Source organism: Microbulbifer mixtoriginis (SeqCode) (assembly GCF_052466715.1).
Map to the genome: position 1 here is coordinate 3,132,501 of NZ_CP174288.1, position 15,676 is coordinate 3,148,176.

The following is a 15,676-nucleotide window of genomic DNA, read 5'->3' on the forward strand; positions in this document are numbered from 1 at the left end:
GTTGATATTGTCTTCACCCAGCGCACTAAACATACGACTGGCCACATTCGCATGGGAACGCATTCCCACGCCGACAATAGAAACCTTGGCAATCTTGTCGTCTGTGATCACCTCACGGGCGCCAAGTTCCGCCGAAACACGCTCCAAGACTTCGCGAGCCTTAACCAAATCATTGCGATGTACCGTGAAAGTAAAATCGGTAGTCCCGTCAACCGCACTGATATTCTGCACGATTACATCGACCTCGATATTCTCTTTACCGACAGGTGCCAAAATACGGCAGGCAACACCAGGGGTGTCTGGGACACCACGGATCGTTAGTTTGGCTTCATCACGGTTAAATGCGATGCCGGATACGACAGGCTGCTCCATCTCGTTATCTTCCTCATCCAGGCTTATCAGGGTTCCTTCACCCTCTTCAAATGTTGAGAGCACGCGCAACGGAACCTTGTATTTGCCAGCGAACTCCACGGCGCGGATTTGCAGGACCTTGGAGCCAAGACTGGCCATTTCCAGCATTTCCTCAAAAGTGATCCGATCCATACGGCGCGCACTATCCACCACACGTGGATCAGTGGTATAGACCCCGTCAACATCCGTATAGATTTGGCATTCCGTGGCATCAAGGGCAGCAGCAAGCGCTACCCCCGTGGTGTCTGAACCGCCGCGCCCCAGAGTGGTGATATTTCCGTTGTCATCCACGCCCTGGAAACCGGCAACCACAACTACTTTGCCTTCATCCAGGTCTGTGCGCATACGCTCGACATCAATGCGCTGGATGCGAGCCTTGGTGTGGGCATTATCCGTGAGGATCTTGACCTGCCCGCCAGTATAGGAGCAGGCATCATAACCGCGCTTCTTAAGGGCCATGCTCAACAGCGCAATAGTGACCTGCTCACCTGTGGACACCAGTACATCGAGTTCGCGGGGGTCGGGTTTTTCCTGAATCTGGTAGGCGAGCTCAATCAGGCGGTTGGTCTCTCCACTCATAGCGGAAAGAACGACAACCATACCGTGCCCCTTTGCACGAAATGCGGCTACTTTATCGGCGACGGCTTCAATACGCTCAATAGAGCCTACGGAAGTCCCGCCGTATTTCTGCACGAACAAACTCATAACTTTCTGTGTTTCCTTAGCTCCAGGCCAAGTCCGCGCACCACCCGAAATCGTGCAGGCGCGCACTTAATCACCAAACTTCGGCGAAATCAACTTCACACGCTATTTATGGCGCCAAATTGGCCGAAATCAGCTTTTTAGGGCGTTCTCTACCCATACAGGCACTTCTTGCAGCATACCTGGCAGAGCCGAAGCATCGGTGCCACCCCCCTGCGCCATATCGCTGCGACCACCGCCCTTGCCGCCAATCTTGCCAGCAGCAAAACGCATCAGGTCTCCCGCCGATAGGCGGTCGGTGAGGTCTTTAGTCACTGCCGCAACCAAGGCAACCTTTTCCTCTCCCGGCGCCGCCAGCAATACAACTCCGCTGCCCAATTTGCTCTTCATTTGGTCAGCCAGGTCACGCAAAGATTTAGGGTCGGCGCCGTCGATTGATGTAGCCAACAGTTTAAAGCCCGCAATCTCTATTGCCTGGGCACTGAGGTCTCCACCAGCACCACTGGCCAGCTTAGTCTTGAGTTGCGCAACTTCCTTTTCCAACTTGCGGTTATTGAGCAGTAACTGCTCTACCTTATCTGCAAGAGTGTCCGGGCGCGCCTTAAGGAGAGCCGCAACATGTTCTAGCCGCTGCTCAGCTCGATCAAATTGTGACAGCGCATGCGCACCGGTGACCGCCTCAATACGTCGCTGGCCAGAAGCGATGCCACTCTCGCTGACAATACGCAAAAGACCAATATCCCCCGTGCGTTTCACGTGAGTGCCACCACACAGCTCTACAGAAAAAGTCCTGCCCTCTACAGCGCCCATAGAGAGAACGCGCACTGTATCGCCATACTTTTCACCGAACAGTGCCATGGCACCCATTTCTTTGGCTGACTCAATATCTGTCTCGCAGGTATCAACCGGTGTGTTCGCGCGAATCTGCGTGTTCACTAGGGATTCGATCGCATGCAATTGCTTGGCGGTGACCGCTTCCGGGTGGGAGAAGTCAAAACGCAAGCGCTCGGAATCCACCAATGAGCCCTTCTGGGTTACGTGTTCGCCGAGCACTTTACGCAGAGCGGCGTGTAGCAAGTGAGTCGCGGAGTGATTCAATGCCGTTGCCTGGCGTACATCCGCTGACACCTCAGCAGCGAGCTGCTCACCAACAACTACTGTTCCCTGCAGCAGCTTGCCGGCATGTAAATGGTGACCGCCCTGCTTGGCACAATCACGCACCTCAAAACGGCCCGATGCGGCCTTTAGATAACCGCTATCCCCAACCTGACCACCTGACTCAGCGTAAAATGGCGTACGATCGAGGATTACCACGCCTTCTTCCCCATTCTCCAGACGCTCAACCTGATCTCCGTCTTTGAGAATCGCGGTTACTGTGCCTTCTGCTTCGGTGGTTTCGTATCCAAGGAACTCCGTGGCACCTTGCAGATCCAAAGCTTCGGTATAATCCTGCTTAAATTTACCGGCGGCACGGGCCCGCTCACGTTGAGCTTCCATAGCGGCTTCATAACCCGCCATATCCAGAGATAGGCCGCGCTCGCGGGCGATGTCCTGGGTTAGATCTGTAGGAAAACCGTAGGTATCGTGTAAGGTGAATACCAACTCACCCGGCACCTCACTCCCTTCGAGAGTGCTCAATGCACTCTCAAGCAAAGCCATACCTTTATCCAAGGTCTTGGCGAATTGCTCCTCCTCTTTGCGCAGTGCCTGCTCAATCAGCGACTGCTTCTCACGCAATTCTGGATAGGCCTCTCCCATCTGCTCTACTAGAGCGTTCACTAACTTAAAGAAGAAGACTTCTTTGTGGCCCAACTTGTGCCCATGACGCACTGCCCGGCGAATAATACGACGCAATACAAAGCCACGACCTTCATTGGAAGGCATAACACCATCGGCGATTAAGAAGGAGCAAGAGCGAATATGATCAGCGATCACACGCAGAGACTTTTCCTCTGGGTTATCGCAACCAACAATGCTACTAGCCGCTCGTAACAACGCCTGGAACAGGTCAATTTCATAATTTGAGTGCACGCCCTGCATAACAGCGGCGATACGCTCCAGCCCCATTCCGGTATCGACAGAGGGTTTAGGCAGCGGGTGCAGCTCACCGTCCGCCGTGCGTTCGTACTGCATAAATACCAGGTTCCAAATCTCGATATAGCGATCGAGATCGTCGTTGTCGGAACCAGGAGGGCCACCGGGTACATCTTCGCCGTGGTCAAAGAAAATTTCTGAACTGGGACCACAGGGGCCGGTATCACCCATTTGCCAGAAATTATCCTCATCAAGACGGGAGAAGCGCTCAGGGCTCACCCCAACTTCCTTTTGCCAAATATCGGCTGCTTCATCATCGCTGATATGCACGGTTACCCACAGGCGCTCTTCTGGCAAGTTCAGCACCTTGGTGAGGAAGTCCCAGGCAAAACGGATGGCATCGCGCTTAAAGTAATCACCGAAGCTGAAATTACCCAGCATCTCGAAGAAGGTGTGGTGGCGCGCGGTATAACCTACATTTTCCAGGTCATTATGCTTACCCCCAGCACGCACGCAGCGCTGCGAACTAGTGGCCCGGTTGTAGGGACGCTTTTCCTGACCGAGGAAGGTGTCCTTAAACTGCACCATGCCGGCGTTGGTGAATAGCAGGGTCGGGTCATTGCCCGGAATCAAGGAGCTTGACGGCACCACAGTGTGGCCCTGTTCGGCAAAGTAATTCAGAAAGGCGTCGCGAATCTGTGCGCTTTTCATCCGGCGTAATTCCACTTCGTTAGTTGAGAGTTATTGAATGACACCGGTGACGCGGTGTCTCGTCTGTCCCGCTACTGTGCAAGCCCCTGCTCGGGCATGGTTTGTTGAGCCAGTAGATGGACATGCAGGTGAAATACGGTCTGCCCCGCGCTTCGACCATTGTTGACCACAAGTCGAAATCCCTCTAATCCCAGCTTTCTACCAAGTTCAGCCGCCACCCACATCAGATGGCCGAGCAGAGCCTTGTCATCGCTTTTGGCGTCGAACAAGTTAACCAGGGGTTTACGCGGGATAATGAGGAGATGGGTCGGGGCTTGTGGCGCCCGATCCTCAATAACGATACAAAGATCGTCCTCGTAGATTTTCTCGTTCGCAATTTCGCCCGAGATAATTCGACTGAAAACGCTGGGTTCACCCATTGGTTTATTTTTCCAGCTTTTCCTCAGCAGTCAGCTGACGCGCCTCGGATTCCAGCATCACCGGAATGCCGTCTTTTATTGGATAGGCCAGACCGCTAGCTTTACACACCAGCTCCTGGGTCTCCTCACGGTACTCAAGCGGCGCCTTGCTTACCGGACACACTAACAGGCTCAGTAACTTCTTATCCATGTTCCACCCCACTATTTCCCCCTGGCGTAACAAGCAGGGGGCAAAAATGACCGCGTATCATACAATGCTTCATAGGGTTTTTCACGGCATTCGCCAAGGGTGACAACCAGCATGGTTGGCAGCCCTTTATTTTTATCAAGAGACGACAGGCCCCGCCTGCGGTTCGTAAGATTTTAAATGACCAAGCAGCAGATCACGCGCTAAACGTCCCTCTTCGACTTCATTAAAAAGCTCATGATAAGCCTTGGGAAAGCAGTGCAGCATTTTGCGGGCCGAGCCCATCCGCCCAAACCACTCACGACTCACTCCAGCTTCCACCAGCCGATCGGATTCCGGCAGCAACATCAGGCAAGGCACCAGTAATCGCTCCAGATTAGCGGAGAGAAACTCCCGCTCGCGTAGAAATGTCTCAAACCAGCGCAGTGAAACCCCTCGATGCGTTAGCTCATCCTCACGGTAAGCTTCAATTACCGCAGAATCCCGGCTCAACCACTGGCTATCTATCCTGCTGGAAAGCACTAGCCCTGGGAACATCTTTGCCAGCATCAGTACCAGCCTCAACTCGAGTCCCGAAGGCTCCTTAGCCCCGCGGAAACCCGGTGCTGATAGGATGAGGCTATCTACAGCCCCATAGCGAATGGCACTGCCACATGCGACCACCGCCCCCATACTATGCCCCAACAGATGCAGCCCTGTACCGGGGTTACCACTTTTGACCAGGCAGATAAATTCATAGAGGTCCTCGCTATAGAGCGAGAAATCCTCTATGTGCCCCCTCTTCCCCTGGGACAAACCATGACCATAATGGTCCGGCGCATACACACTGAAACCTGCCCGATTAAGATGTGCCGCTAAATTAACGTAACGGCCGCTGTGCTCACCCAGCCCATGGGAAATCACCACAGTTCCCCGCGCGTCTTCAACCCACCAGCGGCGGTAATGCAAACTGATGTTTCTTGTTAAAAATTCCATTGTCGCAGCCCACTTTCCTTATTGTTTTATCGAGGTTTGGTCACCCCTAACCCTCCCCCTCAAGGCTATCTCGGTACTTACCCAACATAGCTAGATGATTCATACATGCTCGCTTAACCAAAGCTCTCTGCACCATTTCGATATTTTCCAGCTTGCCATGCCAAGTCGCTAACGCCGGCTGTTGCAATGCCCTTCCATAGGAGAAGCTCAACTGCCATGGGGCATTGTTAAGCTGGTTAAGGGCATTCAGGTTTTCTGTAGCCTCTTCCGGGCCCTGACCACCAGAAAGAAAATTGATACTGGGCACTGCGGCAGGCACACTGCGGCGCAGGCTGCGCAAAGTGTATTCAGCCACCTCTTGCGGCTCCGCACTAGGCAACTCTGCTCCGGGAGTGACCATACTCGGCTTGAGCAACATCAACTCCAAAATAACACCATGACGATTCAAGGCATGAAAAACACTGCTCCAAACCTGTTCGTTAACAGTCGCGGAGCGTTCAAGACTGTGACTGCCGTCCATTAGCACTTCCGGCTCAACAATGGGCACCACCCCCTCAGACTGGCAAGCGGCGGCATACCGAGCCAGCATTTCCGCGTTAGCCGTAAGCCCCAACTCAGTGGGGTTGTGAGCACTCACGGGATACACTTCCCGCCACTTGGCAAATCGCGCTCCCTGCGCCTTATATTCCCGCAAGCGTTCGATAAGGCCATCGAGCCCATAGGTGATCATGTCCCCCTCCGCACCGGGAAGAGGCCCCTTGCCTTTATCAACTTTAATACCCGGTAGAATCCCCTGTGCCGCCGCCACCTCAGGCAAAGGCGTACCACCTCTATCACTCTGACCGAGCGTTTCCTCAAACAGAATGACACCACAAATAAAGTCCCCAAGCCCCTCACTCGACAGCAGGGCCGCACGGTAATCCCGGCGGTTTGTTTCGGTTGATTCCACCCCTACAGCAGAAAAGCGCTTGGCGATAGTTCCACTGCTCTCATCTGCAGCCAGGATTCCCCGACGACCATCGACCAGAGAATCTATCGTTGCTTTTAACTCATCGTAAACTGTCATAGAAACACCTCCATGTGTCAAAACCCAGTCAAGGATAGACGCTTAAATTAGAATACTTTGCAGGCTGCAACTGCTCGCTTCCAACCCGTCAGTAGGGAATCCCTTTTTTCTGCTGGCATTCCCGGCAGAAAATCGCGCTCAATCTCCAGCAGACGCTCCGGTAGCCGGTGAAAATGCCAGAGACCACTGCCGATCCCCGCCAATAGCGCCGCGCCGATTGCCGTGGACTCAATCTGTCTGGGGCGCTCTACACGCAGATCGGAAATGTCGGCCTGAAACTGCATCAAGAAATTGTTCGCGCTTGCCCCACCATCGACACGCATATGGCTGATATCAACCTTTAGAGCCTCTTCCATAAGCCGCGCCAGCTCATCACTCTGGTAGGCGATGGACTCAAGAGTGGCGCGAACTACTTCAGCCCGCCCCGCGCCCCGGCTCAGGCCACACAAGGTCCCCCGCGCCGACGAATCCCAGTGTGGTGCACCCAGGCCGCTAAACGCCGGCACCAAATACACTCCGCGGGTATTGGGAATGCTCTGCGCAATAATCTCGCTATCGACAGCCCGCTGAATCAATCCCATTTCATCACGCAGCCACTGTATTGCAGAACCCGCGGTAAAAACTGAGCCCTCAACTGCATAGCCTGGTAACCCATGGGGATCACAGGCGATTGTGGCCAGCAGGCCGCGAGGTGGCTCAGGGCGTTTTTCGCCGGCATAGACCAGCATAAAGCAGCCAGTGCCATAGGTATTTTTGAGATCTCCTGGGTTCGTACAGCCTTGCCCAAACAGCGCCGCCTGCTGATCTCCAGCCACCCCACAAATAGGTGCACTGACGCCAGCAAAAGCTGCTGGATCCGTATCGACAAAATATCCGGCAGACGGCCTGATTTCTGGCAGAATCGATTCAGGGCACTCAAAAAGCGCTAATAGCTCTGGATCCCAGCTTTTCTGCTCCAAGTTATAAAGTAGGGTGCGACTGGCATTAGTATGATCAGTCATGTGCGCGCGGGCACCGCTCATCTTCCAGATCAACCAGCTGTCTACCGTGCCAAAACACAGCTCCCCCTTGCGAGCACGCGCCTGTAGATCCGGCTGCTCTCGAAATAGCCACAGCAGCTTACTGGCAGAAAAGTACGCATCCAATAGTAACCCGCTGCGCGCGCGCAGCCATTCGGACTTTCCTTCTGTGGCAAACTGCGCACAAATATCCGCCGAGCGCCGACACTGCCAGACAATTGCCCTATGTACTGGCTCGCCTGTGTGACGATCCCACAGGATCGTGGTCTCTCTTTGGTTAGTGATACCAACCGATTTGATTTCGGATACGCAAACACCAGCACGCTGCAGAGCAGCCATACAGACACGTTGGGTGACTTGCCAGATCTCCTCGGCATCCTGCTCGACCCATCCAGGCTCTGGATAGTAATTGGGGATCTCTGAGTAACTGCGCCCCACCAGGGTGCCGCTACTATCAAAAACGAAAGCCGTAGTGCCTGTAGTGCCCTGATCAATAGACAGGATCATAAAGTCTCTCGCGCTTATTATTCTTTCTCTCATTACCCTAAGCCTGAGGGAGAGCATTACCTTCGCGCCTCAAGCAAGCATGAGAGTATAAGCGTGATTACTCTTCGTCCAGCGCCCAGCTAATAGCATCTGAAGAGAAACCGCGGTAAGACAGGTAGCGTTGGCGACGTGCGCGCTCCTTCAGTTGCTGTTCCCGCGGCAACGCCAAATCAATTGGCGAGCGATATTTGCGCTGCAGCTGCTCATGGGCCAGGGAAAACCAGTCCACCTCTAACTGCTCTAAGACCTGGGATAAAAGCTCAGCGGAAATGCCGCGCTGTTGTAATTCCAGGCGGATACGCAGGGGCCCCTGACCACGCTGAACACGAGAACGGGCAAAAACTTCGGCAAAGCGCTGATCAGACTGGTAGTTGAGTTCTTGCAAGCGCGCGAATAGCGCATCGAAGTCGGCATCGGGGAACTTACCCACCAGCTTGCGCCTCAATTCCAAACGGGAATGCTCGCGGCGGGTAAGCAGCTCAAGCGCCGCGCCGAAAAGCGCTTGAGCTGGGTCGGCGGTGAAAGCCGCCTTGGAGGAAAAAGACACTTACTCTTCCGGCAGTTCCGCGGCCTCTCCGGGGCTGGCCGGAACCAGATCGCCCAACAGCTGTGCGCGCAGCTGGCCCTCAATTTCATTGCGGATATCGGGGTTATCACGTAGGAACTTGGTAGCATTGGCCTTACCCTGACCAATCTTTTCGCCCTTGTAGCTATACCAGGCGCCCGCCTTATCAACCAAGCCCAGCTTCACACCGTAGTCGACAACCTCACCAATCATATTGATGCCTTCGCCATACATGATCTGAAAGTCCGTCTGTTTGAAAGGTGGGGCCACCTTGTTCTTCACCACCTTCACACGGGTCTCGTTACCCACTACTTCATCGCCATCTTTTACCGAGCCGATGCGACGAATATCCAGGCGCACAGAAGAGTAGAACTTAAGGGCATTACCACCAGTTGTGGTTTCCGGGGAGCCGAACATTACACCGATCTTCATACGAATCTGGTTAATAAAGATCGCCAGGGTATTAGTGCTCTTGATGTTACCGGTCAGCTTTCGCAGCGCCTGGGACATTAGTCGAGCCTGCAGGCCAACATGAGTGTCACCCATCTCCCCTTCGATCTCAGCACGTGGAGTCAGAGCCGCGACGGAGTCCACAACCAATACATCTACAGCACCGGAACGCACCAGCATATCTGCCACTTCCAAGGCCTGCTCGCCGGTATCTGGCTGGGAGACGATTAACTCATCAACATTTACACCGAGCTTTTCGGCATAAATGGGATCTAGGGCGTGTTCTGCATCCACGAAAGCACAGGTGCCGCCTTTGCGCTGGGCCTCGGCGATCACTTGCAGGGTTAGAGTGGTTTTACCAGAGGATTCCGGGCCATAGATCTCAACGATACGGCCGCGAGGCAGGCCGCCTATACCCAGCGCCACATCCAGGCCGAGAGAGCCAGTGGAGATTGCGGGGATACGCTCGCGCTCCTTATCCCCCATACGCATCACTGTGCCCTTGCCAAACTGGCGTTCGATCTGCGACAGCGCCGCTTTCAATGCCTTGTCTTTATTGGAATCCATGACCGTTCCCGTATATCTGAGCTGTGTTGAGTGGGGCAAGCTTATCGAAGGATTACTGTATAGGCAACCAGTAATTCCGGCACAATCAGTACCAATCTTCCCAACACGGTTACACCGCTCTAAATTCAGCACAACCCCGCTATCACACCAGTAAACTGACCAGGTAGCTCACCTTAAACAGGGTGCTCCTCCAGGATCTTCAGCATCCCTTTGAGAGCCTCCAGCACCGTTTGTGCCTGAACTGTGGCCCGATCCCCTTTAAAGTGGAAACACCGAGCATCAATCTGAACCGGTTCCTGCCCTTCCGCATGAGCCCAGGCAATCCACACAGTACCGACTGGTTTCTCTTCGGTACCGCCACTGGGACCAGCAATACCGCTTACCGCCACGGACAGGTTGGCATCCATCATAGCCAGCACTCCACAAGCCATTTGCCGGGCAACTGGTTCGCTGACCGCACCAAACTGTTTTAGGTCCTTCGCATCCACCCCTAACACACTGTGCTTGATGCGATTGGCATAACTAACGACTGAACCATCAAACCAATTGGACGCATTGGGAATAGAAGTGATCGCCGCGGCAATCGCACCACCAGTGCAGGACTCCGCAGAGGTTACAAACCAACAGCGCGTTATCAATTCCTCACCAAGCTGCTGTGCCAAACTTAATATCTCGCCATGATCAGCCATTTTTCTACCCACGTATCATTTCTCAAGGTACTCACTCGCCAGGAGCAACCCGCACATCACCTAATATTATGCCAACTGAACGCAACCTCCACTAACAAGACCGCCATCCGCTGCACCAAGCAATGACGTATAGCCATCCATAGACCTACAAGCAGCAAACGAAAATAACATTACCCTGCCAGCCTTAAAATTACTAAAGCGGTACTACAGCCTCTGTAGATGCAAAAAACTACCTCCCTTTAATCAAGACATAACTACCCACAAAAAAGATGTAGCTCTTCTAGTCGGGCACGCCCAACACATAAACATCCTCATAGGTTTTAAAAGTGCGGAAAATATAGCTACAGGACAAAGAAAAATGCATGGTACTAACCTCGTGCGATAAGCAGGACTGAGCACGCGATAAAGGGGGAAAGCACTCACCCAAGAATAACCCGCTATTTGTTAGGCTTTATTCGTCGATAAAAAAATCAACGATACCCCTTTGATAGCCAAAAAAGAATAAAAAGCTATGCTAATAAAACAATCAGTGATGGTTATGACTATCCTGGGAAGCTGCGCTTCTCCATTAATCAACGCAAAAACTTTAATCTGGGAAGATAATTTTGATGGAAACAGTATTAATAAATCCGTCTGGACTTACGATGTAGGCCGCTGGGGCTGGGGCAATAACGAACTACAAGATTACACGGACAATAGTAATAACGCCTATATTGAAGAGGGTAATCTGGTTATTCAGGCACAACGCAATACTGATGGCAGTTTTACATCTGCCCGCCTGAAAACGATTGGCCGATTCTCTTATCGATACGGTACGATTGAAGCCCGCATCAAGCTACCTGACCTTAACGCTGGTCTCTGGCCGGCTTTTTGGCACCTCGGTAATAACTATGGGCAGGTCGGCTGGCCCGCATGCGGTGAACTGGATATTCTCGAAGCCGGCATGGCCGAGGCGCTCGAAAGCGGCAGTGTCAATTCAACGATTTCCAGTGCCTTCCACTGGCATCACGAGTCCGATGAATACACAGGACAAGCGGATTACGGTCAAAGTAAAAACCTCATCAAAGATTTTGGCTACAGTAGGGATTTAACCGAGGATTACCATATCTTTGGTATGACTTGGACACCCGGCCGTATTACGATGTGGGTGGACGATGAAGCCAACGAAATTATCAGCATTGGCAGTGAAGACCCGGCGTTTGATGAGTTTCGTCAAGAGCACTTCCTGATACTCAACCTCGCTGTGGGCGGTATTTTCCCACAGATTTTTAGCAATGAAGAAATCACTGCACCGATGCCCGCCAAAATGTATGTGGATTATATCCGTATCTATGATAACGACGATAATAACTACAACACAGAAATCACCCTGGCCGAAGACAAGGCAAAATTCGGCAACCTAAGCATCTACGGTGACGGTGAAGATATCTCTGAGTCTTTGCAGCTTGGCACCGATACCGAACTCTATATCTGGAACAATATGGAATCCACCGCAAGTGTTGATGACAATGAGGCCTTGGAATTTAATATTGACGCTGGCGATTGGTTTGGCATGGGTTTTTGGATGCACTACGACCTAAATATGATGCACTATCAAAATGGTCACTTAAACTTACGTATCAAGACCAGCAGCACTGAAACGATTGGTATTGGTATCGCCAGCACTGGCAGTGGTAGCGATAGTTGGGTTGATTTAGTCGATGGCGGTGAAGACTATGGGTTAAAACGAGATGGACAATGGCACTTGGTCAGCATTCCGCTAAGCAAATATGCTGTGGACTTCCACACCATTAGCCAGGCCATAATGGTTCGTGGTGACGCACCTGCAGAGGGGTTCACCTTGGCCATTGATGACATTTACTTCAGTGAGGGAGAGGCAAAGACTATCCCCGCTGGCATTTTTTCCGTATACAGTGAAACGTTCGAAGCCGATTCGACTTTTAAGCTGGGTAGCGATGGCAATTTATTCGTGCGGGAAAACACCCTGCTGGAAGTCTCTCAATCACCATTCGAAGGCGAAGAGTCCCTCTCCTACCAATCCTCTGGAGCCGGCTGGTTTGGCATGGCGTTTACCGCCAACAGCTACCACGACCTATCCGCTTACGATAACGATAGAGCCACACTAAATTTTTTCCTTAAAACCAGCAGTGACACCCCTTTTAAAGTCGGCATGAAGAGTGGCAGCATCAATAATGTTGAACAAAAATGGATCGAATTTAACAAAAACCCTGATCCCTATGAATTTGTCCGTGACGGCCAATGGCAACAAATATCCATTCCAGTCAGCGACTTCAGCGATGAAGTGGATATGTCCAACGTGATTCAGTTATTTGAAATATTAGGTGTAGAAGGAGATATCACTAATATTGAGATCGATAACATCTATTTTTCCAGTGAAGCCTCTGGATCCTACTGTCAGCACCCACCCCACAAGTGCCATCCACATCATGGGCGACAGGAGCACCCTAAAAGAAAATGCCAGCCCTGCTGCCCCCTAAGTGGCTTCAGCAATGATCAGCTGTTTAACTATCGACTGGGAGGGCACCAACACCGCCGTCTAGACTCTGCTGAAGAATAACGATGACAGCCACCGGACAATATCCAGTCCCTGTACGGATTAAGTAACCATAAACGTCAACACTCAATCAGTGTAAACTGCAACTACCCTACTTAAAAATTAATTGTACCAAACGGAGCACAGCGTACAGATTACCTACCTGAGAAACCAACGCCTTCTGGACGGTCTGGGCAGCATCTTAATGATGATGCCCAGTTTATTATCTGATTGTGAGGAAAGTTATAAAATTTCAATTAAATCGCACAAAAGGGTATATATACTCTGCACTCAATCATTTAGAGAAATATAAACCCAAAAAACAGCTATCGATAACCCATTGCCGATATGGAGCGCCCTTGATTCAGGTAGCTACTATACAGTTCAGCTACAGGGGTTGGCAGCAATTCGGCCTCCACTACCTCAAAGCCCAGCGACAAATAAAAAGACTCTAAGTGGATATAGGGAAAGGTATAGGTATTCCTGTCAAACCTCTTAGCCAGGAGTGCTAGCAATAAACGCGCGACTCCCCGCCCCTGGTACTCAGGGGCCACCGCAACCCCTGCGAGTAATTTAAAAGATTCATATCTACGCAGGTAGCCACAGCCGATCACCTCACCCCACTCGTTACGCACGACTGCACAATCTTCATGTCGCTTGGCTTTGCCACGAAATCCATGCATGCGATAGAATTTATTCGCTAGCGGAATCTCAATATCTGCCAGCCATTGAACCTTATAAGAAGGCTGCGTAACTCCCATAAATCTGCCTGTACTCAGTAGTCGAAAAATGCCCAGAGAAACCTGCAATACTTGCCTGCGCCCACCCAATGTTTGCTATTGCAGTGCATTGGTGAGCCTAACAAGCACCATAAAAGTGGTGATCATACAGCACCCGCAGGAGGAGAAGCACCCATTCAATACAGGACGTATGGCACACCTATGCCTGAGTAACAGCGAAATGATGATAGCCGAGAGCCTATCGACCCATCAGCTAAACACTTTGCTTTGCACGCCCTCCGCCCTACTCTACCCATCCCTGGAATGGTTACCTGACAGTGGCGAGCTGAACTCTAATAATCACCAATCTGTTAAAACTTCAAGTAAACAAGCACCTGTTAAGCAGCTGATCGTGCTAGATGCAACCTGGAAGAAATCCAAAAAAATTCTCCACCTCAATCCTCAATTGCAACGTCTTCCACGGATCAATCTTGGTGGGGACCTAAAATCAAATTATGAAATCCGTAAAACTTCTGTAGCAGACGGGCTATCTACAATTGAAAGTATCGCCATGGCAATGCAATTGCTAGAGGGGAATAACAATTTTTTAAAATTGTTAGCGCCATTTGAAAAAATGGTTGAGCTGCAACAGAAGAGCTTTACATTTGAACCCGCGTGAATAACCAAACCCATGTTAAATTTCGTATTAGGCCAAAACCCAACTATACGGGGTGTCTACTAAACGTGGGTAAGTCTTACACCTAACGCCGCGCTCTGGGGCAAACCGAAGCGCAGCGTAGGTTTGTCCCTGGCAGTGCCTGTTAGGCCACACCGCTCTGACTATAAATTGAATACTCGGCATGCGTTACCACTCAAGAAAAGCTCCTCCACATCTTCTCCCAACGCCAGCTCTGGAAGATTCTCGAGCGCTTTGGCGGGCATGATCATTGGGTAATTTGTGCCGAAGAGAACTTTGTTGCGGCCATGCCCTCGCATAAACTCGACTAGAGGCTGTGGGTATCTCTTAGCGGTGTACGCTGACGTGTCGATGTATACGTTTTCGTGCTTTGTAGCCACCGCAATAGCCTCATCTGTCCAAGGGTAGCCAATGTGACCACCGACGATTTTTAGCTCAGGAAAATCCAGGGCCACCTGATCTAGGTAGATAGGTCGACCAACCTCCGACGGCATGAGCGGCCCGGTGTGACCAATCTGGGTGCAGAACGGAACACCAAGATCACAGCATGCTGTGTACACGGGATAAAACCGGCGATCGATCGGCGGCACCTCCCAAATCCAGGGCAAAACCCGAATCGCTTTGAAACCTAGTTCGTTTACGCAACGTCGGATCTCTCGAACAGCCTCCATCGGCTTCGAGATGTCCACTGACCCCACGCCAACCAACCTGTCAGGTGCCTTAGCCACGAAACCTGCGACTTCATCATTGGAGATCATGACATTTCGGGGAGCAACCCAAGCCGATATCAGACTGCGATCCACACCACCTTGATCCATCATTCCGAGAGTCATCTCTATCGGGATTTCTGTTGTCGGCATAGGCATCTTCGTCCACCTGCGTAGCGACTTGAAGACTGGATCTTGCGAGTGCCGTAATGTTGGGTGCTGTGCCCAAGCATCAACAATCATCTACTTTTCTCCTTTGCTGCTTAACGCCGCACTAAGCGGCAAAACATTGTTGGCTAAAATAGTGAACGTAGTGAACAACAGCCAACTGTTTTTTGTCCGTTCTTGAGTGCTTTGTTATGTTTTACTACACTGTTTTATCGATTGAAAAAACTTACTAACCAATCGAACGTAAAAATGCTTGTAAGAATTTTCAAACCTACGAGGCCAACAAACAGAACTATTAAGGCTACTTTAAGTTTTTTACTTTTGATGTTATTCCAGAATAATAACTTAGCCTTAAATTCACTTTTTAACTCGGCTATATCTTCTTTCACACTAAATCCCTTTAGTCATCACAAATTTAAAATTGAAGCTAAGAATCAATAAAAACACAACGCCCGAAACAGGGGCGGCCAATGCTGTGCACATTTTGTGC

14 protein-coding genes (1 of these 14 running past the window's edge) are annotated in these 15,676 nt (G+C 51.3%); 2 read left to right on the plus strand and 12 right to left on the minus strand.

Annotation, left to right across the window (positions count from 1 at the left end; all coding sequences use genetic code 11):
* The 10 genes from ACJJH9_RS13850 to ACJJH9_RS13895 form a co-directional block, all read right to left on the minus strand.
* Window positions 1-1,116 carry the 5' portion of an aspartate kinase gene (locus ACJJH9_RS13850; protein ID WP_444884137.1) on the minus strand. It extends 108 nt beyond the left edge of the window, so the window shows 1,116 of its 1,224 coding nt (coding positions 1-1,116); the start codon lies at window positions 1,114-1,116; its stop codon lies off the left edge, out of view.
* 129 nt (window positions 1,117-1,245) lie between these two features.
* Window positions 1,246-3,858 carry an alanine--tRNA ligase gene (gene alaS / locus ACJJH9_RS13855; RefSeq protein WP_444923122.1) on the minus strand — a complete coding sequence of 871 codons (2,613 nt, stop codon included), beginning with the start codon at window positions 3,856-3,858 and terminating at the stop codon, window positions 1,246-1,248.
* 71 nt (window positions 3,859-3,929) lie between these two features.
* On the minus strand, window positions 3,930-4,277 hold the full coding sequence (locus tag ACJJH9_RS13860) for a histidine triad nucleotide-binding protein (protein WP_444900153.1): 348 nt from the start codon (window positions 4,275-4,277) through the stop codon (window positions 3,930-3,932).
* A 4-nt stretch (window positions 4,278-4,281) separates the two neighbouring features.
* On the minus strand, window positions 4,282-4,467 hold the full coding sequence (locus ACJJH9_RS13865) for a Trm112 family protein (protein ID WP_152452364.1): 186 nt from the start codon (window positions 4,465-4,467) through the stop codon (window positions 4,282-4,284).
* A 135-nt stretch (window positions 4,468-4,602) separates the two neighbouring features.
* Window positions 4,603-5,439, minus strand: a complete 837-nt coding sequence (locus tag ACJJH9_RS13870) for an alpha/beta hydrolase (protein WP_444923123.1) — start codon at window positions 5,437-5,439, stop codon at window positions 4,603-4,605.
* 46 nt (window positions 5,440-5,485) lie between these two features.
* Window positions 5,486-6,505, minus strand: a complete 1,020-nt coding sequence (locus ACJJH9_RS13875) for a class I fructose-bisphosphate aldolase (RefSeq protein ID WP_444923124.1) — start codon at window positions 6,503-6,505, stop codon at window positions 5,486-5,488.
* Window positions 6,506-6,552: 47 nt separating this feature from the next.
* Entirely contained in the window at window positions 6,553-8,031 is a 1,479-nt protein-coding gene (glpK, locus tag ACJJH9_RS13880) for a glycerol kinase GlpK (RefSeq protein WP_444923125.1), read from the minus strand.
* 97 nt (window positions 8,032-8,128) lie between these two features.
* Window positions 8,129-8,617 (minus strand): regulatory protein RecX, encoded by a 489-nt coding sequence (locus ACJJH9_RS13885; protein ID WP_444900149.1) that lies wholly within the window; start codon window positions 8,615-8,617, stop codon window positions 8,129-8,131.
* Window positions 8,618-9,652, minus strand: a complete 1,035-nt coding sequence (recA, locus tag ACJJH9_RS13890) for a recombinase RecA (protein ID WP_444923126.1) — start codon at window positions 9,650-9,652, stop codon at window positions 8,618-8,620.
* Window positions 9,653-9,825: 173 nt separating this feature from the next.
* Window positions 9,826-10,341: a CinA family protein gene (locus ACJJH9_RS13895; RefSeq protein WP_444923127.1), complete on the minus strand. Its 516-nt coding sequence runs from the start codon at window positions 10,339-10,341 to the stop codon at window positions 9,826-9,828.
* Between the two features lie 511 nt (window positions 10,342-10,852).
* Here ACJJH9_RS13895 and ACJJH9_RS13900 point away from each other — a divergent pair.
* Window positions 10,853-12,919: a glycoside hydrolase family 16 protein gene (locus ACJJH9_RS13900; protein ID WP_444923128.1), complete on the plus strand. Its 2,067-nt coding sequence runs from the start codon at window positions 10,853-10,855 to the stop codon at window positions 12,917-12,919.
* Window positions 12,920-13,221: 302 nt separating this feature from the next.
* Here ACJJH9_RS13900 and ACJJH9_RS13905 read toward each other — a convergent pair whose 3' ends face one another.
* Window positions 13,222-13,656 (minus strand): GNAT family N-acetyltransferase, encoded by a 435-nt coding sequence (locus ACJJH9_RS13905; protein ID WP_444923129.1) that lies wholly within the window; start codon window positions 13,654-13,656, stop codon window positions 13,222-13,224.
* A gap of 28 nt (window positions 13,657-13,684) precedes the next feature.
* On the opposite strand from ACJJH9_RS13905, the gene ACJJH9_RS13910 reads away from it, so the two are divergent.
* Window positions 13,685-14,293: a tRNA-uridine aminocarboxypropyltransferase gene (locus tag ACJJH9_RS13910; protein WP_444923130.1), complete on the plus strand. Its 609-nt coding sequence runs from the start codon at window positions 13,685-13,687 to the stop codon at window positions 14,291-14,293.
* A gap of 161 nt (window positions 14,294-14,454) precedes the next feature.
* Here ACJJH9_RS13910 and ACJJH9_RS13915 read toward each other — a convergent pair whose 3' ends face one another.
* The gene (locus ACJJH9_RS13915) at window positions 14,455-15,261 is read right to left on the minus strand and encodes an amidohydrolase family protein (RefSeq protein WP_444923131.1); all 807 of its coding nucleotides are present in this window, start codon (window positions 15,259-15,261) and stop codon (window positions 14,455-14,457) included.
* Window positions 15,262-15,676 lie beyond the last annotated feature (415 nt).